The following is a 24,964-nucleotide window of genomic DNA, read 5'->3' as shown; positions in this document are numbered from 1 at the left end:
AAAAGCTCGACGACCGCGCGATGCAGCCGCTCCCTCCTCACAAGCTCACCATCGGCATTTTTTCGATTTATGGCTCAGTGAAAAAAGTGCCAGCTTGATTGTTGAGGCTCTTTATTCGAGTGTCAAGAAAATTTTGAGATGTCGTTGTCGCGTTGCAAACAGGCGTTTTCCAGGGTTTTTCCCGCTTTTGTTTTGTTATGTGCGGTTGCCCAAGCGGGGCGTCTTGAAAAGTCGCATAATCGACTCACATGATGTTCTGCGGGTCGTACAACCTGCCAGCGCTGACCGGGCGAGTGCCTCCAACCAGTGCTGGCAGGTTGTGCGATACTCGATCCGACTGCGGCGCAGCATGACCGCGACGCATGACAGGATAGGGGGCCGGCTCCGCAATCGGCTCGTCGAATGACGCAACGCCATTGGGGTAGTTACCCATCAGGCGGTAGCGAACGGGCTCACCGGCCGGTCGGCCGGGTTTTGACAGGATTGCGGGCCTGTCCTAGTTGTTTAGAATGGGTGTATGGCGATTATCCCGGACAAGCAGGACGGCACCGTACTGGAGCGGCAGGAAAAGAAGCTGAAGCCGCCTTCCATGTACAAAGTGGTGCTGCTGAATGACGACTTCACGCCAATGGAATTTGTCGTGATGATCGTGCAGGAATATTTCAATAAAGATCGTGAAACCGCAACGCAGGTCATGTTGAAGGTGCATCGCGAGGGCAGGGGAGTTTGTGGGGTCTATACGCGGGACATCGCGTCGACCAAAGTCGAGCAAGTCGTTACCCACGCACGGCAGGCCGGGCATCCGCTGCAGTGTGTGATGGAGGAAGCATGATTGCCCAGGAACTGGAAGTCAGCCTGCACATGGCGTTCATGGAAGCACGCCAGGCAAGGCACGAGTTCATCACGGTCGAACATCTTTTGCTGGCACTGTTGGACAATCCAACGGCCGCGGAGGTGTTGCGTGCATGCGCGGCCAATATCGAGGATCTGCGCCAGAACCTGCGCAACTTCATTCATGACAACACGCCTACCGTGCCCGGCACGGACGACGTGGACACGCAGCCCACGCTGGGTTTCCAGCGTGTGATCCAGCGCGCGATCATGCATGTGCAATCCACCTCGAATGGCAAGAAGGAAGTGACCGGCGCGAATGTGCTGGTTGCGATCTTCGGCGAGAAGGATTCGCATGCGGTCTACTACCTGCAACAGCAGGGCGTGACGCGTCTGGACGTGGTGAATTTCATCTCGCACGGCATCGCGAAGACCAGCAGCACGGACGCCGCGAAAGCGAGCGACGCGAATGCCGAGTCCGACGAAGCCGCCGCGCAGAAAGAAACGCCGCTTGCCCAGTTCACGCAGAACCTGAATCAGATGGCGAAAGACGGCCGCATCGATCCGCTGATCGGGCGCGAGTCGGAAGTCGAGCGCGTGGTGCAGGTGCTGTGCCGTCGCCGCAAGAACAATCCGCTACTGGTCGGTGAAGCCGGCGTCGGCAAGACGGCGATCGCCGAAGGGCTCGCCTGGCGCATTACGCGCGGCGAAGTGCCTGATATCCTGGCCGATGCGCAGGTTTACTCGCTCGACATGGGCGCGCTGCTCGCCGGCACCAAATATCGTGGCGACTTTGAACAGCGCCTGAAGACGGTCCTTAAGGAATTGAAGGAACGTCCGCACGCAATCCTGTTCATTGACGAAATTCATACGCTGATCGGCGCGGGTGCTGCGTCGGGCGGCACGCTGGATGCCTCGAATCTGCTGAAGCCGGCGCTGTCGTCGGGCACGCTCAAGTGCATCGGTGCGACCACGTTCACGGAATATCGCGGCATCTTCGAAAAAGACGCGGCGTTGTCGCGCCGTTTCCAGAAGGTCGACGTGACCGAGCCGACCGTCGAACAGACAGTGGCGATCCTGCGTGGCCTGAAATCGCGTTTCGAAGAGCATCACGGCGTGAAGTACTCGTCGGGTGCGCTGTCGGCTGCGGCTGAGTTGTCGGCACGCTTCATTACCGATCGTCATTTGCCGGACAAGGCGATCGACGTGATCGACGAAGCCGGCGCGGCGCAACGCATCCTGCCGAAATCGAAGCAGAAGAAGACCATCGGCAAGAACGAGATCGAAGAAATCATCTCGAAGATTGCCCGTGTCCCGCCGCAAAGCGTGTCGCAAGACGATCGCAGCAAACTGCAAACGCTGGATCGCGATCTGAAGAGCGTGGTGTTCGGGCAAGACCCGGCTATCGACGCACTGTCGGCCGCAATCAAGATGGCGCGCGCGGGCCTCGGCAAGCTGGACAAGCCGATCGGCGCATTCCTGTTCTCCGGGCCCACGGGCGTCGGCAAGACGGAAGTGGCGAAGCAACTGGCGTTCACGCTGGGGATCGAGTTGATCCGCTTCGACATGTCGGAATACATGGAGCGTCATGCGGTGAGCCGCTTGATCGGCGCGCCGCCGGGCTATGTCGGTTTCGACCAGGGCGGTCTGCTGACCGAAGCCGTCACGAAGAAGCCGCATTGCGTGCTGCTGCTCGACGAAATCGAGAAGGCGCATCCGGACATTTACAACGTGCTGCTGCAGGTGATGGACCACGGCACGCTGACGGACAACAACGGCCGCAAGGCGGACTTCCGCAACGTCATCATCATCATGACGACGAATGCGGGCGCCGAGGCAATGGGCAAGTCGGTGATCGGCTTCACGAATCGCCGGGAAACCGGCGACGAAATGGTCGACATCAAGCGCATGTTCACGCCGGAGTTCCGTAACCGTCTGGACGCGACGATCAGCTTCCGCTCGCTCGATGAAGAAATCATCATGCGTGTGGTCGACAAGTTCCTGATGCAGCTGGAAGATCAGTTGCATGAGAAGAAGGTCGATGCGCTCTTCACCGATGCGCTGCGTGCTCACCTCGCGAAACACGGTTTCGATCCGTTGATGGGCGCGCGGCCGATGCAGCGTCTGATTCAGGACACGATCCGTCGTGCGCTGGCCGACGAACTGCTGTTCGGCAAGCTGATGAACGGCGGCCGCGTGACGGTCGACGTGGATGCGGAAGACAAGGTGCAGTTGACCTTCGACGAGCATCCGGCGCCGCGCAATCCGAATCCGGAAGCGGTCGAGGTCGAGTAAGTCGGTCGAGCAAGTCAGTCGAGCAAGTTTTCGTCGTACCTCTGAAAGCAGAACGGCGCGGGTTGAACCCCGCGCCGTTCTGCTTTTTGCGTTGTGCAAAGCGTTTGCTGGAAGCAAGCGCCGCTTCAATGCCTGGCTGTGTCTTAGTGCTTGCCCGTGCTGCCGAATCCACCCGCACCGCGATCGCTGGTTTCGAAGTCGTCGACGATATTGAATTCGGCCTGGACCACCGGCACGATCACGAGTTGCGCGAGGCGTTCCATCGGATTCAGCACGAATGTGGTCTCGCCGCGGTTCCACGTCGAGATCATCAGTTGACCTTGGTAATCCGAATCGATCAGGCCGACCAGGTTGCCCAGCACGATGCCATGCTTATGGCCCAAACCCGAACGCGGCAGAATCAACGCTGCATAACCCGGATCGGCGACGTGAATCGCCAGACCCGTCGGCACGAGCGCGGTTTCGCCGGGTTTCAGCGTCAACGGCTCGTTGAGGCAGGCGCGCAGGTCGAGACCCGCGCTGCCGGTGGTTGCGTAGGCCGGGAGTTGGTCGCGCATGCGCGCATCGAGAATTTTCAGGTCGAGTTTCATGCAGGTTCGAAGGATTAAGGAGTGGAGGCCGGGCGTGCGAGTTGGAACGCGTCGGCGAGAAGTTCATAGGAGCGCAGCCGGGCGCGATAGCTGCCCGCTACGGTGAGCACGATCAGTTCATCGGCCTGGAACTGCTCCTGCAAGGCATGAAGCCGCTCAGTGACGGTTTCCGGCGTGCCGATGATGCTGCGAGGCTTCTCGCGGTCGATCACGAGGCGCTCGCGCTCGCCGTATTCCTGCGCGACGCCTTGCTCGATCGTCGGGATCGGCTCGTTCATGCCATAAGCCATTTGCACGCGACGCAGGTCGACGGCTTTTTCCAGATCGGCGGCTTCCTGCTCGGTGTCCGCGCAGATCACGAATACGGCCGCGGCCAGATAGGGCTGTTGCGCTTCCAGGCTGGCTTTGAAGCGCTCGCGATAGGCCAGTGCCACCTGGTGCCCGAAATGTGCGTTGATGAAATGCGCGAACGCAAAGCGGATACCGACTTGTGCCGCCAGCAGGCCACCGAATTCGCTCGAGCCGAGCATCCAGAGTTGCGGGCGCGTAGCGATCTGCGGTTGCAGCAACACGCCGTGTGCGATGTGATCTTCGGGCAACGTACCGTGCATCAGGCCGACCAGATCGGCAACCTGCTGCGGGAAAATATCGCCGCGATTGTAGGCGCCGGCCGCGACCGCCTGCGCCGTGTGCATGTCGCCGCCCGGGGCGCGTCCAACGCCGAGGTCGATGCGATTGGGAAACAGCGCCTCGAGCATCATGAATTGCTCGGCGATCTTGAACGGGCTGTAGTACGGCAGCATCACGCCGCCGGAGCCCACGCGAATGCGTTTGGTGACGCTGCCGAGGCGCGCCAGCATGACCTCGGGGCACGGGTTCGACACGCCGCGCAAACCGTGATGCTCGGCGCACCAATAGCGCGTGTAGCCGAGGTCGTCGGCTAGCTGCGCGAGTTCGATGGTGGCGGCGATGGCGTCCGCCACCGAGTGCCCGTCGATCACGGGCGTTTGATCGAGCACGGAAAGTAGCGTCATGTCAGTCTGCTCCAGATGATTCGGTGCGCCGGAAGCGCGCGCGGCGAACGCAGCATGTGCCGCCGCGCGCGGCCTTAGCGGATCGGATCTGTGTCGGGCAGACGCCTGGCTATTTCCACGATCAAGGCGCGCGCGAGCGTCTGCTTGTCGGCGCGCGGCAGCCTGGTGACACCGGCCGCTTCGAACAGGATGACTTCGTTATCGTCCATGCCGAAGGTCAGTGGACCGAGATTGCCGATCAACAATGGCACGTTCTTGCGCACGCGCTTTTCTTCACCGTGCACTTCGAGGTCACCGCTCTCGGCCGCGAAACCGACTGTAAACGGCGGATGTGGCAGCTTTGCTACCGACGCCAGAATGTCCGGATTCTCGACGAACGTGAAGGTGGGCAGTGCACGCCCGGCAGTCTTCTTGATCTTCTGTTCGCTGGCGTGATCGACGCGCCAGTCGGCCACCGCGGCCACACCGATAAAGATGTCGGCGTGGGCGGCCGAGCGCATCACCGCGTCGTGCATTTGCTGCGCGGTTTGCACGTCTTCGCGGAACACGCCCCACGGCGTTTCCAGCGCGACGGGGCCGGCGACCAGGTGCACCTCGGCGCCCGCTTGCTGCGCGGCGCGCGCGAGCGCAAAGCCCATCTTGCCGCTCGAACGATTGGTGATGCCGCGCACCGGATCCAGCGGCTCGAAGGTCGGGCCGGCGGTCAGCAACACGCGGCGGCCGGACAGGATCTTGGGCGAGAAGAACGAAGCGATCGCCTCGAACGTGGCGGCCGCTTCCAACATGCGCCCGTCGCCTACTTCGCCGCACGCCTGCGGACCCGAATCGGGGCCGAGCACGTCAATGCCGTCCGCGCGTAGCTGCGTGACGTTGCGTTGGGTCGCTGGGTTTTGCCACATCTGCCGGTTCATCGCCGGCACGACGAGCAACGGACAATCGCGCGCCACGCACAGCGTCGAGAGCAGGTCGTCGGCCATTCCGTGCGCCAGTTTGGCGAGGAAGTCGGTGGAGGCGGGCGCAATCACGATCGCATCGGCTTCACGCGACAAATCGATGTGCGCCATATTGTTCGGCACGCGCGCGTCCCACTGGCTCGTGAAGACCGGCCGGCCGGACAGCGCCTGCATGGTGACGGGGGTGATGAACTGCGTGGCCGCTTCGGTCATCACGACCTGCACGGTCGCGCCGGCCTTGGTCAGGAGGCGCGTGAGTTCGGCGATCTTGTAGCAGGCAATGCCGCCCGTCATGCCGAGGACGAGGTGTTTTCCTGCGAGTTCTGCGGTTGCCAACGAAAGCCTCCGACAAAGCGTGGTGGCGGGCAGCGGTGCGGATGCCGCACCGTTAGCCGCCTACGAATCGGCGCGTAAGCGCTCACCCAAGCGCAAACATAAGCCCGGACGCAAACGCGCACATAAACTGTGGCTCAAGCGGGCTGGGCAGCCTAAGCGACGTTAGCGCGAGCCGCGCACGCGCCGCAACTCGTCGAGCACGAGCAGAACCGCGCCTATCGTGATCGCGCTGTCGGCGAGATTGAACGCCGGCCAGTGCCACGCGCGCACGTGGAAATCGAGAAAGTCGATCACATGGCCGTACGCCAGCCGGTCGATCACATTGCCGAGCGCGCCGCCGAGAATCAGCGACAGCGCCGCGCAGAACATTTTCTGTCCGCCATGACGCTTGAGCAGATAGCAGATCACGAGTGCCGCGACCACGCCGAGCGCAGTGAACGCCCAGCGCTGCCAGCCGCCCGCCATCGCGAGGAAGCTGAAGGCGGCGCCACGGTTGTACACGAGGATCAGGTTGAAAAACGGCGTGACCTCATGCGGAACACCGTAAGCAAACACCTTCTGGACCGCGATTTTCGTCAGCTGATCGAACAGGATCACGATCAGCGCGACGCCAAGCCACGGCGCCAACGAACTGTTGCTGACCGACGGTTTCGACATGGTTTTTGCCATTATGCCGCGCTCCTCGTTTCGCCGTTGCCGAACAGATTGCTGAAGCAGCGGCCGCACAGGGTGGGGTGCTCGGCGTTGGCGCCGACGTCCGCGCGGTAGTGCCAGCAGCGTTCGCATTTCAGATACTTCGAGGCGATTACTTCGACGCCTTCTTCCGCTTCGCTGTCGACCTTCACGACGTTCGCCGCCGACGTGATGAGCACGAACTTCAGGTCGTCGCTAAGGCTCGTGAGCGCGTCGTAACGGGCGCCGCTCGCGCGGATTTCGACTTCGGCCTGCAGCGACGAACCGATCAGGTTCGCAACGCGTGCTTCTTCCAGCGCCTTGGTCACGTCGCTACGCGCGGCGCGCAGCAGCGTCCATTTGTCGAGCAGCTCACCGGCTTGTGGTACCGCCGGGAACGCGTGATAAGTCTCGGTGAAGATCGTTTCGTTGTTCGGCGAGAAGATCTTCCACGCTTCTTCCGCGGTGAACGACATGAACGGCGCCATCAGGCGCAGCAGGCCGTGTGCGATGTGATACAGCGCGGTCTGAGCCGAACGGCGCGCAACGGAGTCGGCCGCCGTGGTGTACAGGCGGTCTTTCAGCACGTCCAGATAGAAGCCGCCGAGGTCTTCCGAGCAGAACGTCTGCAGCTTCGCGACCACCGGGTGGAACTCGTACTTGTCGTAGTGCGAGAGGATGTCGTTCTGCAGATTCGCCGACAGCGCCACCGCGTAACGATCGATCTCGAGCCAGTCTTCGACCGGGCGCGCGTGTTGCGCGAAGTCGAAGTCCGACAGGTTCGCGAGCAGGAAGCGCAGCGTGTTGCGGATGCGGCGATAGCCTTCCGTTACGCGCTTCAGGATTTCTTCAGAGATCGCCAGTTCGCCTGAGTAGTCGGTCGAGGCGATCCACAAACGGATGATTTCCGCGCCGAGCCGGTTCGCCACTTCATGCGGGTCGATACCGTTGCCGAGCGACTTGCTCATCTTGCGGCCTTCGCCGTCGACAGTGAAGCCGTGCGTGAGCAGCGCGTTGTACGGCGGACGGCCGTCGAGCATCGAAGCGGTCAGTAGCGACGAGTGGAACCAGCCGCGGTGCTGGTCCGAGCCTTCCAGATAGAGGTCGGCCGGGAATTGCAGTTCGTCTTTGTGCGAGCCGCGCAGCACGTGCCAGTGCGTGGTGCCCGAATCGAACCAGACGTCCAGCGTGTCGCGGTTCTTTTCGTACATGTTGGCGTCGTCGCCGAGCAGTTCGCGCGGGTCGAGTGTTTGCCAGGCTTCGATGCCGGCCTTCTCAACGCGTTGCGCGACTTCTTCGAGCAGTTCCAGCGTGCGCGGATGCAGCTCGCCGGTTTCCTTGTGCACGAAGAACGCCATCGGCACGCCCCATTGGCGCTGACGCGACAGCGTCCAGTCCGGGCGATTCGCGATCATGCTGAACAGGCGCTGCTTGCCCCACGACGGATAGAAGGCGGTGTTCTCGATGCCTTCGAGCGCGGTTTCGCGCAGCGTCTTGTCGGTGTCGTTCGGCTTCACATCCATGCCGGCGAACCATTGCGAGGTCGCGCGGTAGATGATCGGCGTCTTGTGGCGCCAGCAGTGCATGTAGCTGTGCGTGTACTTCTCGGTGCGCAGCAGCGAACCGGCGGCCTGCAGGGCCTCGACGATCTGCGGATTGGCTGCCCAGATCGACAGGCCGCCGAACAGCGCGAGCGATTCGATGTAACGGCCGTCGCCCATCACCGGGTTGATGATGTCCGAATCGGCCATGCCGTGCGCCTTGCAGGACACGAAGTCTTCCACGCCGTATGCCGGCGACGAGTGGACCACACCCGTGCCCGTTTCGGTCGTCACATAGTCGCCGAGATAAACCGGCGCCGTGCGCTTGTAGGCCGGATGCGCGGATGCGAGCGGATGATTGAAGCGCAGATTCACCAGCTTTTCGCCGGGTGTGGTCGCGACAACGGTGCCTTCCAGGCCGTAGAGCTTCAGACACGCTTCAACGCGTTCTTCGGCCAGGATCAGCAAGCCGCGCGGCGTATCGACCAGCGCGTAGACGATTTCCGGATGCAGGTTCAATGCCTGGTTGGCGGGGATGGTCCACGGCGTGGTGGTCCAGATCACGATGCCGCCTTCATTGCGCGGCAGCGCCTTCAGGCCGAACGCATGCGCGGTCTTTTCCGGTTCGGCGAAGCTGAACAGCACGTCGATGGTCGGATCGCTCTTGTCCGCGTACTCGACTTCCGCTTCAGCCAACGCCGAGCCGCAGTCGAAACACCAGTTGACCGGCTTCAGGCCGCGGAACACGTAGCCTTTTTCGATGATCTTCGCGAGCGCGCGGATTTCGCCGGCTTCGTTCGTGAAGTTCATCGTCTTGTACGGGTTGTCCCAGTCGCCGAGCACACCCAGACGGCGGAAGCCGACCTTCTGCTTCTCGATCTGTTCAGTCGCGTAAGCACGCGCCTTCTGCATGACTTCAGCGGCCGGCAGCGACTTGCCGAACTGCTTTTCGATCTGGATTTCGATCGGCATGCCGTGGCAATCCCAGCCCGGCACGTAGACCGCGTCGAAGCCCGCCAGATTGCGCGCCTTGACGATCATGTCCTTGAGGATCTTGTTCACCGCGTGGCCGAGGTGGATGTCGCCGTTCGCATACGGCGGGCCGTCGTGAAGGATGAATTTTTTGCGGCCTTTGCTGGCCGCGCGGATCGTCTCGTAGACCTTGCGTTCCTGCCATTCCTTGACCCATTGCGGCTCGCGCTTGGGCAGGTCGCCACGCATCGGGAACGGCGTGTCGAGCAGGTTGACCGGGTAGCGTGACTGCGGTTTCGAATCGGCTTTCTTGTTGCTCATGATGAGGTCGCGGTGAATTCTTTCTAAGCGCAGCGAGGCTGCGGTATGCGCATGAAGCGCAGGGCGTTTTGGGCGCGCCCGGCAGGCATGTCGCGTGATTGACGGACGCCCTTCGATGCGCGCAGCGGTGGGTACATGCAGCACTTGGCGCGCTCGCACGTACCGCGGCGGCTATCTAATTCGGTCGGTGGCCGAGGTGGCGAAACCGGTGGAACGGCTACCCGGCGTGCCGGCGCCGACGGCCGCGAACCACGCGCGCGCATTGGCGACGTCGCGCGCAATGGCGGCGGTCAGCGTTTCGAGGTCGACGAATTTTTCCTCGTCACGCAGCTTTTTCAGGAATTCGACGCGCACGAGTTTGCCATACGCGTCGCCGTGCCAGTCGAGCAGGTGCACTTCAAGCAGCACGCGACCGGAATCGTCGACGGTGGGGCGCAGGCCGAGGCTGGCGACGCCCGGCAGCGGTTCGTCCGTCACGCCATGCACGCGAACCACGAAAATACCGGCGAGCGCCGGACGCTTGTGCGCGATCGGCAGATTGAGCGTGGGGAAACCGAGATCGCGGCCGAGCTTCATGCCATGCACGACGTGGCCGCTGATCAGGTAATCGCGGCCCAGCGCAGCACGCGCCGAGTCGAGGTCGCCCGCCACCAGCGCCGTGCGCACGCCCGAGCTGGAAATGCGCGCGCCGGACGGGTCGGCCACAGTGCCCATCTGCTCGACTTCGAAACCGTGCTGCTGACCCGCCGTCTTGAGCGACGCGAAATCGCCCGCGCGCTTCGCGCCATAGCGGAAGTCGTCGCCGATCATCACCCAGCGTGCATGCAGCCCGTTGACGATGATCCGTTCGACAAACGTATCCGGCGACTGGCTCGCGAAAGTGTGATTGAAATGCTCAACCACGACCCGGTCGACACCGTTGGTACGCAGCGCCTCGAGCTTGTCGCGCAGCATTGCGATTCGCGGCGGCGCGCCAGCCGGATTGAAGAACTCGCGCGGGTGCGGCTCGAAGGTCATCACGCAAACGGGCAGGCCGCGTGCATCGGCTGCGGCCCGGACGTGGGCGAGCAAAGCCTGATGGCCGCGGTGGACACCGTCGAAGTTGCCGATGGTCAGTGCGCAGGGCGCACGGCTTTCAGCATTGGGAAGACCGCGGAAGACTCTCACGATAGCGGGTTTGAGGTAGGGCGGCCGAGGTGCCGCAAAACAAACGATTATAAACGCTCAGCGCACGAGACGGCGGCGCGTCGCCGTTTCAGTGTCCCCCGAATGATAAAATCCGCGGATGAAAAAACTCGTCATCCTGATTTCCGGACGGGGAAGCAACATGGAAGCTATCATTCGCGCCTGCGCGGACGAGGGTTGGGCGGCGCAAGTCGCCGCCGTGATTGCCAACCGTCCTGACGCCGCGGGCCTTGCGTTCGCGGCGTCGCACGGCATTGCCACGGCGGTGGTCGACCACCGCCAGTTTCCGGATCGCGACAGCTTCGACGCCGCGCTGGCGCAAGAAATCGACAGTTTCGCACCCGATCTGGTCGTGCTCGCCGGCTTCATGCGAGTGCTCACGGCCGGTTTCGTCGACCATTACGCCGGGCGCATGCTGAATGTGCATCCGTCACTGCTGCCGAGCTTTCCGGGCCTGAAAACCCATCAACAGGCACTCGACGCCGGCGTGCGGCTGCATGGCGCGTCGGTGCATTTTGTCACGTCGCAGCTGGATCACGGGCCGATCGTCGCGCAGGCGGCCGTCCCCGTTGAGGCTGGCGACACCCCCGCCACGCTCGCCGAACGCGTGCTGGCAACCGAACACATTATCTATCCACGCGCGGTGCGCTGGTTCGTCGAAGGGCGCCTTGCCCTAGACGGCTTGCGTGTCACGCTTACGCCGCCGGAGCCGCAATGGCTCTTTGCCGGTCACACCGCCGGAGAGGGCGCATGAGATTACATGGTTTTTTGATTGGACAAACCGAGACTTTGCTGGCTGAAGTCCTGAAACTGAACGGCCCGGCCGACGCGACCACCAGTCGCTTTTTCCGCGCGCATCCGAAGCTCGGGCACGGCGAGCGCGGCGTGATCGCCGAGGCAGTCTTCGCCGTGCTGCGTCGCCGGATGGAATTCGCTCATCTGGCCGAAGGCGGCGCGGGCAGTCCGGCACGCCGCATGGCTTTGCTGGGACTGATGCAGACGGCGGGCCGCACGGCCCTCAAGCCGTTCTTGTCGGACACGGAATCGCACTGGCTTGAACACGTCGCGAAGATCGACCCTGAAAGCCTGCCGCTGCGAATTCGCCTGAATCTGCCCGAGTGGATCCATCAGGCGCTCTCCAAGCGTTTCGAGCCCGAGGAACTGGCGCAACTGGCCGCCGCGCTGAATTATCCGGCGCCGCTGGACCTGCGCGCGAACCCGATCAAGGCAAGCCGCGACGACGTGCTGAACGCGCTGTCGAAGGCCGGCATCGAAGGTGGCGCGACGCCGTTCGCGCCGTTCGGCGTGCGGGTGGTCGGCAAGCCGCCGCTCACCAAGCTGGACGCGTTCCAGCACGGCTGGGTCGAAGTCCAGGACGAGGGCAGCCAGTTGCTGTGTTCGCTGGTCGCGCCCAAGCGAGGCGAAATGATCGTGGACTTCTGCGCGGGCGCGGGCGGCAAGACGCTGGCGTTGGGCGCGGCGATGCGCTCTACCGGCCGGCTGTACGCCTTCGACGTCTCCGAGCGGCGTTTGGCCAAGCTCAAGCCGCGCCTTGCGCGCAGCGGGTTGTCGAACGTGAATCCCGTGCTGATCGACAGCGAACACGACGCCAAGATCAAGCGTCTGGCCGGCAAGATCGACCGCGTGCTGGTCGACGCGCCGTGCAGCGGCCTGGGTACGCTGCGCCGCAATCCGGACCTGAAGTGGCGCCAGTCGCCGGAATCGGTCGCCGAACTGGCGCCGAAGCAGGCGTCGATTCTGGCCAGCGCCTCGCGTCTGGTGAAGAAAGGCGGGCGTCTCGTCTACGCAACCTGCTCGATTCTGGAAGCGGAAAACGAAGCCGTCGTGCAGCAGTTCCTCGCCGACCATCCGGACTTCGCATTGGTGCCGGCGCGCGACGTGCTCGCCGAGCAGCGCATCGACCTGGAAATGGGCGACTACCTGTCGCTGTGGCCGCACCGTCACGCTACCGACGGCTTTTTCGCAGCCGTGCTGGAACGCCAGAGCTAAACGCAACGGGCTTTCTGCCGACGCGACCGGGTTCTGTTCCTGAACCCGGCGCGCCGGCGATTTTAGCGACATCATGCAAAACCGGATTTTCCCTCACATGTTCAGTGACCTGGCGCGCGACTTCGGCCAGCCGGTCATGTTGTGGCAGGTCGGCGTGCTGCTTGGCACGCTCGCCGTCGCGTGGCTGCTCGCGCGCCTGTTGCGCCGCACGCTCGATCTGCGGCGCCAGACGCGTTACCAGACCCTCCGTTTCGGCGCGGAAAGCCTGAATCGCGCTTTCTTTCCGCTGATCGGCGCGGGGTTCGTCTGGCTCGCGCAAGCGATCACCGGCGAGTTCATGCACACCGCGCTGCTCGATCTGGCGCTGGTGCCGTTGTTCGGTATAGGCCTGATCTATATCGTGTTTTTCTTCGCGCGGCGAGTCTTCAGCCAGGACGGCACGACGCATCCGTGGCTATTCATGGTCGAGAAGATCGTCTCGCTGGTCGTCTGGATCGGTATGGTGCTCACCGTCATGGGCATTCAGGACGACGTGATCGCCTGGATGGGCAGCGTGCGCTTCAGGGTCGCGAATGCGCACATGACGCTGCTCTCGCTCACCACGGGCCTCCTGTGGGTGTGCGTGACGATGGTCGTCGCGATGTGGCTGGGTGCCACGTTCGAAGACCGCCTGATGCGCTCAAACACGCTCGACGCCAACCTCAGAGTGGTGGTGTCGCGGGTCGGGCGCGCTGCGTTCATGCTGGCGGCGGTGCTGATCAGCCTGTCGCTGGTCGGCATCGACATTACCGTGCTCGGTGTGTTTGGCGGCGCGCTGGGTGTGGGGCTTGGATTTGGGCTGCAGAAGATCGCGAGCAATTACGTCTCGGGTTTCATCATCCTGATCGACCGCTCGCTGCGCATCGGCGACACGATCAACGTGAGCGGCCTGCAGGGCATGGTCACGCAGATCCGCACGCGTTATACGGTGGTGCGTGGGTTGGACGGCATCGAAACGCTGATCCCGAACGAAAAGCTGATTACGGACGTGGTGCAGAACCAGTCCTCGTTTCTGACGCGCGGCTATTCCAAGGTGGCCGTGCAGGTCGCCTACTCCTCCGACGTCGAGCAGGCGATGGCGCTGCTCGCCGAGGCCGCTCAGGGCGTTGCGCGGGTGCTGCAGGAGCCGGCGCCTACACCCTATCTGGCAAGCTTTGGCGCCGACGGCATCAACCTCGAACTGGGCTTCTGGATCGAAGATGCGGCCACAGGCACGGCCGGCGTTCGCTCGGCCGTGAATCGCAACATCTGGCGCCTTTTCTCCGAACACGACATCTCGATTCCTTTCGCTCAACGCGAAGTGCGAATCGTCGGCAATGTGAGCGACGCAATGCCGCAAGCGGTAACAATGACCGCTCCCGCGGTCAATCAGGCCGACAGCGCCCTCTGACAGGCACTTCGAACCCGCCGGCGGATCTGAAAACGACAGTTGGCGTGTTCCGTCCTCTTGATACCTCGCAAAAAATCCCTATTTGTTACAAACACTTGGAACGCTTCAAGTAGAATATCGTCCAATCCCGCTGTATGCTTTCACTTTCTTGACACATGCATTTTGCTTGTGTCTGGCGTCTCTTGTTCCACAGGTAAATTGCCTTGTTGAATTCCTTGCTCGATTTTCTTGCCCACGGTCTGCTGCACTTCTCGTGGTGGCAACTTGTGCTGTACACGCTCGTCGCGACGCACATCACGATCATTGGCGTGACGGTCTATCTGCATCGCTGTCAGGCGCACCGCGCGCTGGAGCTGCATCCGATCGTCAGTCATTTTTTCCGTTTCTGGCTGTGGATGACCACCGGCATGCTGACCGGCCAATGGGCCGCGATTCACCGTAAGCACCACGCCAAGTGCGAAACCGAAGAAGATCCGCACAGCCCGCAAACACGCGGCATCTGGAAGGTACTGCTCGAAGGCGCGGAACTGTATCGTTCCGAAGCCAAGAATGAAGAAACGATGCGCAAATTCAGTCACGGCACGCCGAATGACTGGATGGAACGCAACGTCTACACCAAGTATCCGATCCTCGGCGTGAGCCTGATGATGGTGCTGAACGTCGCGTTGTTCGGCGTCGTCGGCCTGACCATCTGGGCCGTGCAGATGGTGTGGATTCCGTTCTGGGCTGCGGGTGTGGTGAACGGCCTCGCGCACTGGTGGGGCTACCGCAACTTCAACTCGTCGGATGCCAGCACCAACATCTTCCCGTGGGGCATCATCATCGGCGGTGAAGAGCTGCATAACAATCACCACACGTATGCGACGTCGGCCAAGCTGTCGAACAAGTGGTACGAGTTCGATATCGGCTGGATGTATATCCGCATCATGTCGGCGTTCCGTCTTGCCAAGGTCAAGAAGGTCGCGCCTACGCCGCGTCTGACCACCGGCAAGCTGGTGCTCGATCAGGACACGTTGCAAGCCGTGCTGGCAAACCGCTATGAAGTGATGGCGCGTTACGGCAAGGCGCTCAAGCGTGCCTACCGCCAGGAGTTGGCGCATCTGAAGGAAGCCGGCGCGCGCGAGAAGTATCAGGTCATGCGTGGTGCGCGTAGCTGGTTCCACAAGGAAGAAGCGGGTCTCGATGAGCCGCAGAAGCGCCAGTTGCCGCAAATCTTCGCGAACAGCCAGAAGCTCAAGACTTATATCGACATGCGCAATGAACTGGCGGCAATGTGGGAGCGCTCGAATGCGTCGCGCGACCAACTGCTGATTCAGTTGCAAGACTGGTGTCATCGCGCTGAGCAGAGCGGTATTAAAGCGCTGCAAGAATTCGCGCTGCGTCTGCGCCGCTATGCTTGACCGTATGCCTGAGCGCGAAATCCATTAAAATTTCGTTACGTCACAAAACCCCGCGTTGGCGGGGTTTTGCTTTTTGGGCCGCGGCAATTTCAACGACGCGCGATTGACAGTCCGCGGCGGCAGAGCGAAGGCAGAGGAGATCATGGATCAGCAGGCGATCAGGACCGTCGAATACGACCGGCCACAAGCACAGGGCACGACCTGCGGGATCGGGCAGGCGTGGGCGAAGGTGCCCGACGCGCCGTCGGCGGAGCAGAAGGTGGCGTTGAAGCAACGTATCCGCGCATTGCTTAAGCGCGAGAAAGCCGTGCTCGTCGCGCACTATTACGTCGACGCGGAACTGCAGGAACTCGCTGACGAAACCGGTGGCTGCGTGGCCGATTCACTGGAGATGGCGCGTTTCGGCCGCGATCACGAGGCCCAAACGCTGGTGGTGGCGGGCGTGCGCTTCATGGGCGAGACCGCGAAAATCCTGAGTCCGGACAAGCGCATTCTGATGCCCGATCTCGACGCGACCTGCTCGCTCGATCTGGGCTGTCCGGTCGATGAATTCTCGGCTTTCTGTGACGCTCACCCGGATCGCACGGTAGTCGTGTACGCGAATACCAGCGCTGCCGTCAAAGCGCGTGCGGACTGGATGGTGACGTCGTCGATCGGGCTGGAAATTGTTGCCGATCTGCACGCCCGCGGCGAAAAGATCATCTGGGCGCCGGATCGGCACCTCGGCAGTTATATCCAGAGCAAGACCGGTGCGGACATGTTGCTGTGGCAGGGCTCGTGTCTCGTGCACGACGAATTCAAGGGCATCGAACTCGATCTGCTGCGCGCCGAATATCCGGGCGCGAAAGTGCTGGTGCATCCTGAGTCACCGGCTAACGTGGTCGCGCAAGCGGACGTGGTGGGGTCGACAACCCAGTTGATCGACGCGGCGCAAAAGCTCGACGCGACGCATTTCATCGTGGCGACCGATCTCGGCATTCTGCACAAGATGCAGCTCGCCGCGCCGGGCAAGACGTTGATCGCCGCGCCCACGGCCGGCAATAGCGCGACCTGCAAGAGCTGCGCGCATTGCCCGTGGATGGCCATGAACGGCCTCGCCAATCTGGCCGACGTGCTCGAACGCGGCCACAACGAAATCTTTGTCGATCGAGCGATCGGCGAGCGGGCGCGTCTGCCGATCGACCGGATGCTCGACTTCGCGGCGCGTCACAAGAAGCGTGTGCAAGCCAGCGGCGATCTCGCACGCGACGCGCAACTGTATTCGAACGTGGGGGCGGCGTAATGGGGGCGGTGGAAGGCAATCAGGTCGAGGCGGTGTCGCCGCTATTCGCCGAGATTCATGCGCAGTACGGCGCCGCATTCGATGCTGCGTTGGCACGCAACGTCGCTGACGCGCTGGCCGAAGATATCGGCGCAGGCGATCAGACCGGCCGCCTGGTCCCTGCAGACGACGTGCGCGATGCGCGCATTATCGTGCGCGAAGATGCCGTGCTGTGCGGCGTGCCCTGGTTCAACGCGGTGATGCGCCAGGTCGATCCGCGAATCGACGTGCGGTGGCGTTATCGCGAGGGCGATCGGATGACCGCGGATACGCCGGTCTGCGAGTTGCGCGGCCCGGTTCGAGCGCTGTTGACAGCTGAACGCAATGCGCTGAATTTCCTGCAACTGCTGTCGGGCGTGGCGAGCGCAACGCGCCGTTATGTCGACGCGATTGCCCACACGCAAACGCGCATCCTCGATACACGCAAGACCTTGCCGGGCTTGCGGCTCGCGCAAAAATACGCAGTGCGCGTGGGCGGCGGGGCGAATCAGCGGCTCGCTTTGTACGACGGCATTCTGATCAAGGAAAACCACATTGCCGCAGCAGGCGGCGTCGGTGCCGCAATGGACGCGGCGCTCGCCCTGAACGCGGGCGTGTCGATTCAGATCGAAGTCGAAACGCTGGCGCAATTGGAAACCGCGCTGGCGCATCGTGCGCAATCCATTCTGCTGGACAACTTTTCGTTCGATGCCATGCGCGACGCAGTGCGTATCACGGCGGGGCGAGCGGTGCTGGAGGTGTCCGGCGGGGTGAACTTCGAGACGGTGCGGACCATCGCGGAAACGGGTGTCGATCGCGTGTCGATCGGCGCGCTGACCAAAGATGTACGTGCAACGGATTACTCGATGCGGATCGTCTGAACTGCACGCTTAAGCGTTCGCCATTAAAGAAAAAGCCATCGACGGGAAACCGGCGATGGCTTTTTCACTTCAGCCTTAGGAATCACACGTTGCGGTTGCGCACATGCTCGGGCGACAGCACCGTCGGCAGTGCCTTCGGCAGCGTGGCCGGCCAATCGCGGCTGAAGTGCAGGCCGCGGCTTTCACGCCGTGAGCGAGCGCCTTCGACAATAAGCGACGCCACGTCGACCAGATTGCGCAGTTCAAGCAAATCGCGGCTCACCTTGAAGTTCGCGTAATACTCGTGAATCTCGTCACGGAGCAAGGCAAGCCGATGCTTGGCGCGCGCGAGCCGCTTGTCCGTGCGCACGATGCCGACGTAGTTCCACATCAGGCGGCGCAGTTCATCCCAGTTGTGCGCGACGACCACTTCTTCGTCCGGATCGGATACACGGCTTTCGTCCCAGTCCGGCAGCGGTGCATGGATCGCGGCGCAGAAGCCTTCTTCCTCGATGGCCTGCGCGGCGGAGCGTCCGATCACGAGGCATTCGAGCAAGGAGTTACTGGCAAGCCGGTTCGCGCCGTGCAGGCCTGTGCATGACGTTTCACCGACCGCGTAAAGGCCCGCGAGATCAGTCCGGCCTGCCAGGTCGGTCACGACACCGCCGCACGTGTAGTGCGCGGCAGGCACAACGGGAATGGGCTCTTTGGTGATGTCGATGCCGAATTCGAGGCAGCGGGCCAGAATCGTCGGGAAGTGTTCGCGCAGGAATTCAGGCGACTGATGGCTGATGTCGAGATACACGCAATCAATACCGCGCTTCTTGATCTCGAAGTCGATCGCACGCGCGACGATGTCGCGTGGTGCGAGTTCGGCGCGTTCGTCGTGGTTCGGCATGAAGCGCGTGCCGTCGGGCAGCTTCAGAATGCCGCCTTCGCCGCGCACCGCTTCCGAGATCAGGAACGACTTCGCATAAGGATGGAACAGGCAGGTCGGATGGAACTGGATGAATTCCATGTTCGACACGCGGCAGCCCGCGCGCCAGGCCATGGCGATGCCGTCACCGGTCGCCGTGTCGGGGTTGGTGGTGTACAGATAGACCTTGCCGGCGCCGCCGGTGGCGAGCACCGTGTGCGGCGCTTCGATAGTCACGGTGCGGCCGCTTTGCAGATCGAGTGCATACAATCCGTGGCAGCGACGGCCAGGCAGGCCGAGTCGGTCCGACGTGATCAGGTCGATTGCGTAGTGGTCCTCAAGCAGGGTGATGTTTGGATGACGGCGTACGCGCTCGCTCAGCGTGGCGACCACGGCATGGCCTGTTGCATCCGCAGCATGAATGATCCGGCGATGGCTATGGCCGCCTTCACGTGTCAGATGAAAACCGAGCTCAGCGGCGTCGTCTTTGGTGAATGGCACGCCTTGCTCGATCAGCCATTCGATCGCGGCACGCCCATGCTCGACGATAAAGCGCGTTGCGGCCTCGTCGCACAGGCCGCCGCCGGCGATCAGTGTGTCGCGCACATGGTTTTCGACGCTGTCCGCCGAATCCAGCACGGCGGCGATCCCGCCTTGGGCCCAATCGCTCGCGCCTTCGGTCATCGATCGCTTGGCGACCACCGCAACTCGCCGGGTCTCCGCTAGGTTGAGCGCGACGCTCAAACCTGCCAGACCGCTACCGACAATCGCTACATCGAATTCCATCGCCTGCGTCTCCGTCTTTCGTTTTGCCGTGACGGCGTGCCGTTCGCACGCCGCTAAAACGAGAAAGGATACGCGTCGCGACGGTCGAGGGAAAGCTGGCCGAACGGGATAAGACTGTCCTGGTAGGGGAAGGGCAGTTAAGCAGTGTGATATTGGAACGCCGAAAACAAAAAAGCCTCGCACGAATGCGAGGCTTTTTTGCAAAACTTTTTGCCTTCGTCAGGCAGGAGCCAAGATTTACTTAATCTTGGTTTCCTTGTAGTCAACGTGCTTACGGACGACCGGATCAAATTTCTTGATCAGCATCTTTTCCGGCATGTTGCGTTTGTTCTTCGTCGTCGTGTAGAAGTGACCCGTGCCTGCGGTCGATTCCAGCTTGATCTTGTCGCGTGCGCCTTTCGCCATGATTTACTCCTTAGGCTTCACCGCGTGCGCGCAGATCTGCGAGCACAGCGTCGATACCGTTCTTGTCGATCAGGCGCAGGCCGGCGTTCGAAACGCGCAGACGCACCCAACGGTTTTCGCTTTCCACCCAAATACGGCGGTTTTGCAGGTTCGGCAGGAACCGGCGCTTGGTTTTGTTGTTCGCGTGGGAAACGTTGTTGCCGCTCATCGGCGCTTTCCCAGTTACTTGGCATACGCGTGCCATGAGAGCACTCCTAATACGCTAATTCTGAGTTCGAACGCCGTGAAAGTTTCCCGAAAAGAGTCGCGCTGAGAGTTTATTGAAACTCGAGGCACGTTTCCTTTCCGGAACGCCTTGGTGGCTTCGGAACAGGGGGTTGGAAATAGGCAAACCGGAATTCTAGCAGAAAAAAAGCCGCAAAATCAAACCTTATTTGCGATGCCAGACACGGCGCGACGTTGTCGCGGCCCAGATTCACGCCAGCTCACGGCCAGCCGGCGCGGGCGAACGAGTAAGTATTGTCGGTGCCGATCACAAGATGATCGATAAGCTGCACGTCGATCAGAGCAAGGGCTTCGCGCAGCGTATGCGTCAACCGGCAGTCGCTCGCGCTCGGCTGGACGGCGCCGGAAGGGTGATTATGCGCGACGATCAGGCTGGCGGCATTCAGCGTCAGCGCTCGCCGCACGATTTCGCGCGGATACACAGCCATGCGTGTTAGCGTGCCGCGCGCGCTTTCTTCACAGCGGATCAACCGGTGGCGGGCGTCGAGAAAGAGCGACACGAAGACCTCCTGCGTCTTGCCGCCTATGCGCAGGCGCAGATACTCCTGTACGGCCTCGGGCGAGTTCATCAGCGAACGGCCACGCATTTTATCGACCAGCGAGCGCCGCGCCATCTCCATGATGGCGAGCAATTGTGACTTCTTTGCCGGGCCGATGCCGCGCAGGCCGTCGAAGTCCGAATAGGTTGCGTCGAGCATGGCCCGTAGCGAGCCGAACCGGTCGAGCAGGGAGCGCGCGACGTTGAACACATCGTGGCCGGGCAGGCCCGAGCCAAGCACCAGTACGATCATTTCGGTGTCGGACAGCACGCCTGGCCCTTCCTCGATCAGACGTTCGCGTGGCATATCGTTTTTGAGCCATTTGCCCCTTAGAAGCGGCTCGTGCGTGGGTGTGCCGGCGTTCGCGGTGGCTTCGGCGGAGCTAACCCTGGCGCAAACGCTATTAACCGCCGCGGTCTTGTCGGCTGCGGCACAAGCGCCAGGTGACGCCTGGGCGGGTGCGATGGCGTAGGGTGCGGCAGGTTCCGGCAGGGTCGCTTCGAGCGCCGCTGGGTCCATCGTGCAGGCGTAGTCAGCCATATAGGTGTGCATCCTCCAGTTCGGGTTGAGGGCGGTGCGAGCTGCCCGGCCGTGCCGCGACGTGCGCGACGGACGCAAGCCGCCGCCCGCTATGTGGCTTACAATAGACGCTTTGCGCACGGCACCCTGACGGACTGCCACACGCGTCGACTGCGTCCACGGCGCACGCGTGCAGCGCGCTTCGACTGAGCGAGCATTGCATGAGCATCATCGACATTTCCGAAGTGAAACCCGGTTCACATGTGACGCTTCATTACCGGCTTTCCCTTGCCGATGGCGCGGAAGTCATCAATACGTTTACTGACAGGCCGGCCACGCTGCTGCTCGGTGCGGGTCAACTGGCGCCGCCGCTGGAAGACATTCTGCTGGGTTTGAAGGTGGGCCACCATTCGACCTTTCAGCTAACGCCGGATCAGGCGTTCGGTCCGCGCAATCCGGAGCTGATCCAGCGGGTCTCGCTGGCCACGCTGCGCGAAAACAGCATGATCGGCGAGGATTTTTCGCCGGGTGATCTGGTCGAATTCAACGCGCCGGGTGGCGGCCGCTACGCCGGTGTCCTGAAAGAAGTTGGCGAAACGTCGGCGTTGTTCGATTTCAACCATCCGCTTGCCGGCCAGGCGCTGGCGTTTGAAGTGAAAATCATCGGGATTCTGTAATCATGAGCATCACGGATACGACTCTTGCCGAAGCCGAGATCCTGCTGGCGCAGCCGCGTGGGTTCTGTGCCGGCGTCGATCGGGCCATTGAAATCGTCGAGCGGGCCATCAAGCTGCACGGCTCGCCGATCTACGTGCGCCACGAAATCGTCCATAACGCCTACGTCGTCGAAGATTTGCGCAAGAAGGGTGCGATCTTCATCGAACAGCTGGAAGAGGTGCCGGCCGGCAATACGGTCATTTTCAGCGCGCATGGCGTGTCGAAAGCGGTGCGCTCGGAAGCCGAGTCACGCGGCCTGCGGGTGTACGACGCCACCTGTCCGCTCGTGACCAAGGTGCATATCGAAGTCGCAAAAATGCGCCAGGACGGCTTTGACATCGTCATGATCGGCCATAAGGGCCACCCTGAGGTCGAGGGCACGATGGGGCAGGCGGGCGAAGGCATGCATCTGGTGGAAGACATCGAAGACGTGCAGGCCCTGCAGCTGGCCGATCCCGAGCGGATCGCGTTCGTTACGCAAACCACGCTGTCGGTCGACGACGCGGCCGAGATCATCTCCGCCCTGAAGGCGAAGTATCCTGCGATCCGCGAGCCCAAGAAGCAGGACATCTGCTACGCCACGCAAAACCGCCAGGACGCCGTCAAGTTCATGGCGCCGCAATGCGACGTCGTGATCGTGGTCGGCAGCCCGAATAGTTCGAACTCGAACCGGTTGCGCGAGCTGGCTGAAAAGCTCGGCGTGCCTTCCTATATGGTGGACTCGCCGGACCAGATCGATCCGGTCTGGGTTGAAGGCAAACGCCGGATCGGTGTAACGGCGGGCGCATCGGCGCCGGAAGTGCTGGCGCAAGCGGTGATTGCCCGGTTGCGTGAGCTCGGTGTGCGCAACGTGCGCGCACTCGAAGGCATCGAGGAAAACATCGCGTTTCCGCTGCCGCGTGGGCTGGGTCTGCCTGCCTGACAATCAGCCGACAGTTCTGAAAGAAAAGCGCGCCCGAGGGCGCGCTTTTTTTTCGTCCGCCGATTCGCGGGTCGGTCGAAAATTAAGTGCCAGAACACTGAACCGAGCCGATTTAAGTGTGCTCCCACACAAATTCTTTTGAATTGTGATTTGGCGTTTAATCGATTTCCGATGATATGGCCCCGTTTAAATCGTACTCAACGCGTTGCGGCGATTTTTGACGCACTAAAATAGTGCGTGTGGCTTGATATCAATGAAAACGTAATACATAACGCGAACCACGGTGCAATCAGGGATCGAGCCAACTCGCTGCAACACTTGATGCCATTGGGTGCAACGGTGGTGCAACTGATGCACGGAAAACAGTCGCAACCCGGTTGCGCCTTTTGACGGATTTCTCTCTCAAAATAAGGTTGCAATGCAGGAAAACCCCACCGTTTCAACAATATTGCCCGTCGCATAATTGGAGTTACAATGCGCGCGTTCTCAAGGCCTCCGGGTCCCGAACAATGGATTTTGCAAGGCGCGGGAGACCTACTTAATGCGAGTCGAGTTTGCTTACGCCGTGTCCGTCGTGACCGCGGTTGCGATGTTGACCGCGTGCGGCAAAAAACAGGATAGCGAGGCGGAAGCAGGTGCATCGGCTGTCACGGCAGCAGCGGCACCGGCGAGCGAGGCAATTGTCGTGAAAATCGGTCATGCGGCCCCATTGACGGGCGGCATTGCGCATCTCGGTAAAGACAATGAAAACGGCGCGCGTCTGGCGGTCGAGGAAATCAATACACGGGGTTTGACCATCGACGGTCACAAGATCCAGCTGGAGCTTGACGCGCAAGACGATGCCGCGGATCCGAAAACGGGAACGGCGGTCGCCGAAAAATTCGTCGACGATCATGTTGTCGCCGTGGTCGGGCACCTGAATTCCGGTGTTTCGATTCCCGCGTCGAAGATCTATAGCGATGCCGGGATTGTGCAGATCTCGCCATCGTCGACAAATCCGGGGTACACGCAGCAAGGCTTCAAGACAACGTATCGGGTGGTCGCGACCGACGCCCAGCAGGGGCCGGCGCTTGCCAATTACGCGACGAAAGTGCTCGGCGCGAAACGCATCGCGATCGTTGACGACTCGACGGTCTACGGCAAGGGCCTGGCCGACGAGTTCGCGAAGACGGTACAGGCAAGCGGGGCGAAGATCGTCGCGCGCGAAGCCACGAATGACAGGGCTACGGAGTTTCAGGCCGTCCTTAGAAAGATCAAGCGTGTTCAGCCGGACGTGATCATGTTCGGCGGCATGGACGCAACGGGCGGGCCGTTCACCAAACAGGCGGCGGCGCTCGGTATCAGGGCAAAAATCCTTGGCGGCGACGGTGTGTGTACCGACAAGGTGGGTGAGCTGGCGGGAACCGCCGTGCAAAACCTGGTCTGTTCGGAGGCGGGACTCGCGCTTTCGAAAATGGACAAGGGAGCGGACTTCGAAAAGAAGTACGTCGACCGCTTCCACACGCCGGTGCAGATTTACGCGCCGTTCACGTATGACGCTGTGTACGTGATTGTCGATGCAATGAAGCGCGCTAATTCGATCGAGGCGCCCAAGGTGCTGGCTGCGATGCCGTCCACCGATTACAACGGGGTAATCGGCCACATCGCGTTCGACGACAAGGGTGATTTGAAAGAGGGCGCCATTACGCTTTACGACTTCAAGGACGGCAAAAAAGCGGTTCTCGACGTCGTGAAGATGTGATGACGGGATGTTACGCCTGACGGCACCGAAACCACCCAACGGTGCCGTTTTTGCATCCGCCATCGGTTCGTCCCCGACTGCATCCCAGTCGTAAGACAAACCGGGCAACGGATAACCCTTACCGGTCTTTTACATCAGTACCCGCAGTGCCGTTGAGATTGGCGTACCGCATCACCGCCCACCGGCTGATGAAGAACGCGAATCCAGTCGCACGGGCTAAGGAGCATTAAATGGATATCTTCATCCAGCAGGTCCTCAACGGGCTGGTGCTTGGCAGCGTTTACGCCATCATCGCACTGGGCTATACGATGGTTTACGGCATCTTGGGCATCATCAACTTCGCGCACGGCGATGTGTTGATGGTGGGCGCGATGGTTGCGCTCTCAGCCATAGGCGTGCTTCAGA

General features: G+C 61.7%; 22 protein-coding genes. 12 read left to right on the top strand and 10 right to left on the bottom strand.

What is annotated here, in order from left to right:
* Nucleotides 1-517 precede the first annotated feature (517 nt).
* Both clpS and clpA read left to right on the top strand, forming a co-directional pair.
* Entirely contained in the window at nucleotides 518-832 is a 315-nt protein-coding gene (gene clpS / locus KHO23_RS32900; protein ID WP_006050100.1) for an ATP-dependent Clp protease adapter ClpS, read from the top strand.
* A complete protein-coding gene (gene clpA, locus KHO23_RS32895; RefSeq protein ID WP_120289911.1) occupies nucleotides 829-3,126 on the top strand; it encodes an ATP-dependent Clp protease ATP-binding subunit ClpA in 2,298 nt (765 codons plus the stop codon). Before clpS ends, clpA begins: the two co-directional genes overlap by 4 nt.
* Before the next feature lie 143 nt (nucleotides 3,127-3,269).
* On the opposite strand, the gene dut is transcribed toward clpA, so the two are convergent.
* The 6 genes from dut to KHO23_RS32865 form a co-directional block, all read right to left on the bottom strand.
* Entirely contained in the window at nucleotides 3,270-3,716 is a 447-nt protein-coding gene (gene dut, locus KHO23_RS32890) for a dUTP diphosphatase (protein ID WP_211617000.1), read from the bottom strand.
* A gap of 14 nt (nucleotides 3,717-3,730) precedes the next feature.
* A complete protein-coding gene (locus KHO23_RS32885) occupies nucleotides 3,731-4,750 on the bottom strand; it encodes an LLM class flavin-dependent oxidoreductase (RefSeq protein WP_211616998.1) in 1,020 nt (339 codons plus the stop codon).
* A 74-nt stretch (nucleotides 4,751-4,824) separates the two neighbouring features.
* Entirely contained in the window at nucleotides 4,825-6,039 is a 1,215-nt protein-coding gene (gene coaBC, locus KHO23_RS32880) for a bifunctional phosphopantothenoylcysteine decarboxylase/phosphopantothenate--cysteine ligase CoaBC (RefSeq protein WP_211616996.1), read from the bottom strand.
* Nucleotides 6,040-6,201: 162 nt separating this feature from the next.
* Nucleotides 6,202-6,708, bottom strand: a complete 507-nt coding sequence (gene lspA, locus KHO23_RS32875; RefSeq protein WP_211616994.1) for a signal peptidase II — start codon at nucleotides 6,706-6,708, stop codon at nucleotides 6,202-6,204.
* Nucleotides 6,708-9,545 carry an isoleucine--tRNA ligase gene (ileS, locus tag KHO23_RS32870; protein WP_211616992.1) on the bottom strand — a complete coding sequence of 946 codons (2,838 nt, stop codon included), beginning with the start codon at nucleotides 9,543-9,545 and terminating at the stop codon, nucleotides 6,708-6,710. The genes lspA and ileS overlap by 1 nt, the downstream gene beginning before the upstream one ends.
* Before the next feature lie 171 nt (nucleotides 9,546-9,716).
* Nucleotides 9,717-10,712, bottom strand: coding sequence for a bifunctional riboflavin kinase/FAD synthetase (locus KHO23_RS32865; protein ID WP_211616990.1), 996 nt, complete (start codon nucleotides 10,710-10,712; stop codon nucleotides 9,717-9,719).
* A gap of 118 nt (nucleotides 10,713-10,830) precedes the next feature.
* Here KHO23_RS32865 and purN point away from each other — a divergent pair, with 118 nt between their 5' ends.
* From purN to nadC, 6 genes are all read left to right on the top strand, one after another.
* The gene (gene purN, locus KHO23_RS32860; RefSeq protein WP_093638893.1) at nucleotides 10,831-11,484 is read left to right on the top strand and encodes a phosphoribosylglycinamide formyltransferase; all 654 of its coding nucleotides are present in this window, start codon (nucleotides 10,831-10,833) and stop codon (nucleotides 11,482-11,484) included.
* Nucleotides 11,481-12,740 (top strand): RsmB/NOP family class I SAM-dependent RNA methyltransferase, encoded by a 1,260-nt coding sequence (locus KHO23_RS32855; protein ID WP_211616989.1) that lies wholly within the window; start codon nucleotides 11,481-11,483, stop codon nucleotides 12,738-12,740. Before purN ends, KHO23_RS32855 begins: the two co-directional genes overlap by 4 nt.
* A gap of 73 nt (nucleotides 12,741-12,813) precedes the next feature.
* Nucleotides 12,814-14,169: a mechanosensitive ion channel family protein gene (locus tag KHO23_RS32850; protein ID WP_211616986.1), complete on the top strand. Its 1,356-nt coding sequence runs from the start codon at nucleotides 12,814-12,816 to the stop codon at nucleotides 14,167-14,169.
* Between the two features lie 203 nt (nucleotides 14,170-14,372).
* Nucleotides 14,373-15,569, top strand: coding sequence for a DesA family fatty acid desaturase (locus tag KHO23_RS32845; protein WP_211616984.1), 1,197 nt, complete (start codon nucleotides 14,373-14,375; stop codon nucleotides 15,567-15,569).
* 142 nt (nucleotides 15,570-15,711) lie between these two features.
* Entirely contained in the window at nucleotides 15,712-16,851 is a 1,140-nt protein-coding gene (nadA, locus tag KHO23_RS32840; RefSeq protein ID WP_211616982.1) for a quinolinate synthase NadA, read from the top strand.
* The gene (gene nadC / locus KHO23_RS32835; protein ID WP_211616981.1) at nucleotides 16,851-17,750 is read left to right on the top strand and encodes a carboxylating nicotinate-nucleotide diphosphorylase; all 900 of its coding nucleotides are present in this window, start codon (nucleotides 16,851-16,853) and stop codon (nucleotides 17,748-17,750) included. The genes nadA and nadC overlap by 1 nt, the downstream gene beginning before the upstream one ends.
* Nucleotides 17,751-17,832: 82 nt before the next feature.
* On the opposite strand, the gene nadB is transcribed toward nadC, so the two are convergent.
* The 4 genes from nadB to radC form a co-directional block, all read right to left on the bottom strand.
* Nucleotides 17,833-19,431: an L-aspartate oxidase gene (gene nadB / locus KHO23_RS32830; RefSeq protein ID WP_211616979.1), complete on the bottom strand. Its 1,599-nt coding sequence runs from the start codon at nucleotides 19,429-19,431 to the stop codon at nucleotides 17,833-17,835.
* A 237-nt stretch (nucleotides 19,432-19,668) separates the two neighbouring features.
* On the bottom strand, nucleotides 19,669-19,836 hold the full coding sequence (gene rpmG / locus KHO23_RS32825; RefSeq protein ID WP_006050116.1) for a 50S ribosomal protein L33: 168 nt from the start codon (nucleotides 19,834-19,836) through the stop codon (nucleotides 19,669-19,671).
* 10 nt (nucleotides 19,837-19,846) lie between these two features.
* Nucleotides 19,847-20,080 carry a 50S ribosomal protein L28 gene (rpmB, locus tag KHO23_RS32820; RefSeq protein ID WP_007180631.1) on the bottom strand — a complete coding sequence of 78 codons (234 nt, stop codon included), beginning with the start codon at nucleotides 20,078-20,080 and terminating at the stop codon, nucleotides 19,847-19,849.
* A 241-nt stretch (nucleotides 20,081-20,321) separates the two neighbouring features.
* Nucleotides 20,322-21,200 (bottom strand): RadC family protein, encoded by an 879-nt coding sequence (gene radC / locus KHO23_RS32815; RefSeq protein ID WP_407946090.1) that lies wholly within the window; start codon nucleotides 21,198-21,200, stop codon nucleotides 20,322-20,324.
* A 200-nt stretch (nucleotides 21,201-21,400) separates the two neighbouring features.
* Between radC and KHO23_RS32810 the strand changes: the two genes are divergently transcribed.
* The 4 genes from KHO23_RS32810 to KHO23_RS32795 form a co-directional block, all read left to right on the top strand.
* On the top strand, nucleotides 21,401-21,856 hold the full coding sequence (locus tag KHO23_RS32810) for an FKBP-type peptidyl-prolyl cis-trans isomerase (protein ID WP_063497119.1): 456 nt from the start codon (nucleotides 21,401-21,403) through the stop codon (nucleotides 21,854-21,856).
* A 2-nt stretch (nucleotides 21,857-21,858) separates the two neighbouring features.
* Nucleotides 21,859-22,818, top strand: a complete 960-nt coding sequence (gene ispH / locus KHO23_RS32805; protein WP_211616977.1) for a 4-hydroxy-3-methylbut-2-enyl diphosphate reductase — start codon at nucleotides 21,859-21,861, stop codon at nucleotides 22,816-22,818.
* A gap of 541 nt (nucleotides 22,819-23,359) precedes the next feature.
* Nucleotides 23,360-24,559, top strand: coding sequence for a branched-chain amino acid ABC transporter substrate-binding protein (locus tag KHO23_RS32800; protein ID WP_211616975.1), 1,200 nt, complete (start codon nucleotides 23,360-23,362; stop codon nucleotides 24,557-24,559).
* A 230-nt stretch (nucleotides 24,560-24,789) separates the two neighbouring features.
* Nucleotides 24,790-24,964 (top strand): ABC transporter permease subunit (locus KHO23_RS32795; RefSeq protein ID WP_407946089.1); only part of this gene is annotated, 175 nt, incomplete at its 3' end.

It is taken from the genome of Paraburkholderia haematera (genome assembly GCF_905220975.1).
Taxonomy (GTDB): Bacteria; Pseudomonadota; Gammaproteobacteria; order Burkholderiales; family Burkholderiaceae; genus Paraburkholderia; species Paraburkholderia haematera.
This window is presented reverse-complemented; position numbering and strand designations above follow the sequence as displayed.

Bases quoted from the DNA above. Each gene is read 5' to 3' on its own strand.
- clpS (WP_006050100.1), top strand. From the start codon at position 518: ATGGCGATTATCCCGGACAAGCAGGACGGCACCGTACTGGAGCGGCAG.
- clpA (WP_120289911.1), top strand. From the start codon at position 829: ATGATTGCCCAGGAACTGGAAGTCAGCCTGCACATGGCGTTCATGGAA.
- dut (WP_211617000.1), bottom strand. From the start codon at position 3,716: ATGAAACTCGACCTGAAAATTCTCGATGCGCGCATGCGCGACCAACTC.
- KHO23_RS32885 (WP_211616998.1), bottom strand. From the start codon at position 4,750: ATGACGCTACTTTCCGTGCTCGATCAAACGCCCGTGATCGACGGGCAC.
- lspA (WP_211616994.1), bottom strand. From the start codon at position 6,708: ATGGCAAAAACCATGTCGAAACCGTCGGTCAGCAACAGTTCGTTGGCG.
- ileS (WP_211616992.1), bottom strand. From the start codon at position 9,545: ATGAGCAACAAGAAAGCCGATTCGAAACCGCAGTCACGCTACCCGGTC.
- purN (WP_093638893.1), top strand. From the start codon at position 10,831: ATGAAAAAACTCGTCATCCTGATTTCCGGACGGGGAAGCAACATGGAA.
- KHO23_RS32855 (WP_211616989.1), top strand. From the start codon at position 11,481: ATGAGATTACATGGTTTTTTGATTGGACAAACCGAGACTTTGCTGGCT.
- KHO23_RS32850 (WP_211616986.1), top strand. From the start codon at position 12,814: ATGCAAAACCGGATTTTCCCTCACATGTTCAGTGACCTGGCGCGCGAC.
- nadA (WP_211616982.1), top strand. From the start codon at position 15,712: ATGGATCAGCAGGCGATCAGGACCGTCGAATACGACCGGCCACAAGCA.
- nadC (WP_211616981.1), top strand. From the start codon at position 16,851: ATGGGGGCGGTGGAAGGCAATCAGGTCGAGGCGGTGTCGCCGCTATTC.
- nadB (WP_211616979.1), bottom strand. From the start codon at position 19,431: ATGGAATTCGATGTAGCGATTGTCGGTAGCGGTCTGGCAGGTTTGAGC.
- rpmG (WP_006050116.1), bottom strand. From the start codon at position 19,836: ATGGCGAAAGGCGCACGCGACAAGATCAAGCTGGAATCGACCGCAGGC.
- rpmB (WP_007180631.1), bottom strand. From the start codon at position 20,080: ATGGCACGCGTATGCCAAGTAACTGGGAAAGCGCCGATGAGCGGCAAC.
- radC (WP_407946090.1), bottom strand. From the start codon at position 21,200: ATGGCTGACTACGCCTGCACGATGGACCCAGCGGCGCTCGAAGCGACC.
- KHO23_RS32810 (WP_063497119.1), top strand. From the start codon at position 21,401: ATGAGCATCATCGACATTTCCGAAGTGAAACCCGGTTCACATGTGACG.
- ispH (WP_211616977.1), top strand. From the start codon at position 21,859: ATGAGCATCACGGATACGACTCTTGCCGAAGCCGAGATCCTGCTGGCG.
- KHO23_RS32800 (WP_211616975.1), top strand. From the start codon at position 23,360: ATGCGAGTCGAGTTTGCTTACGCCGTGTCCGTCGTGACCGCGGTTGCG.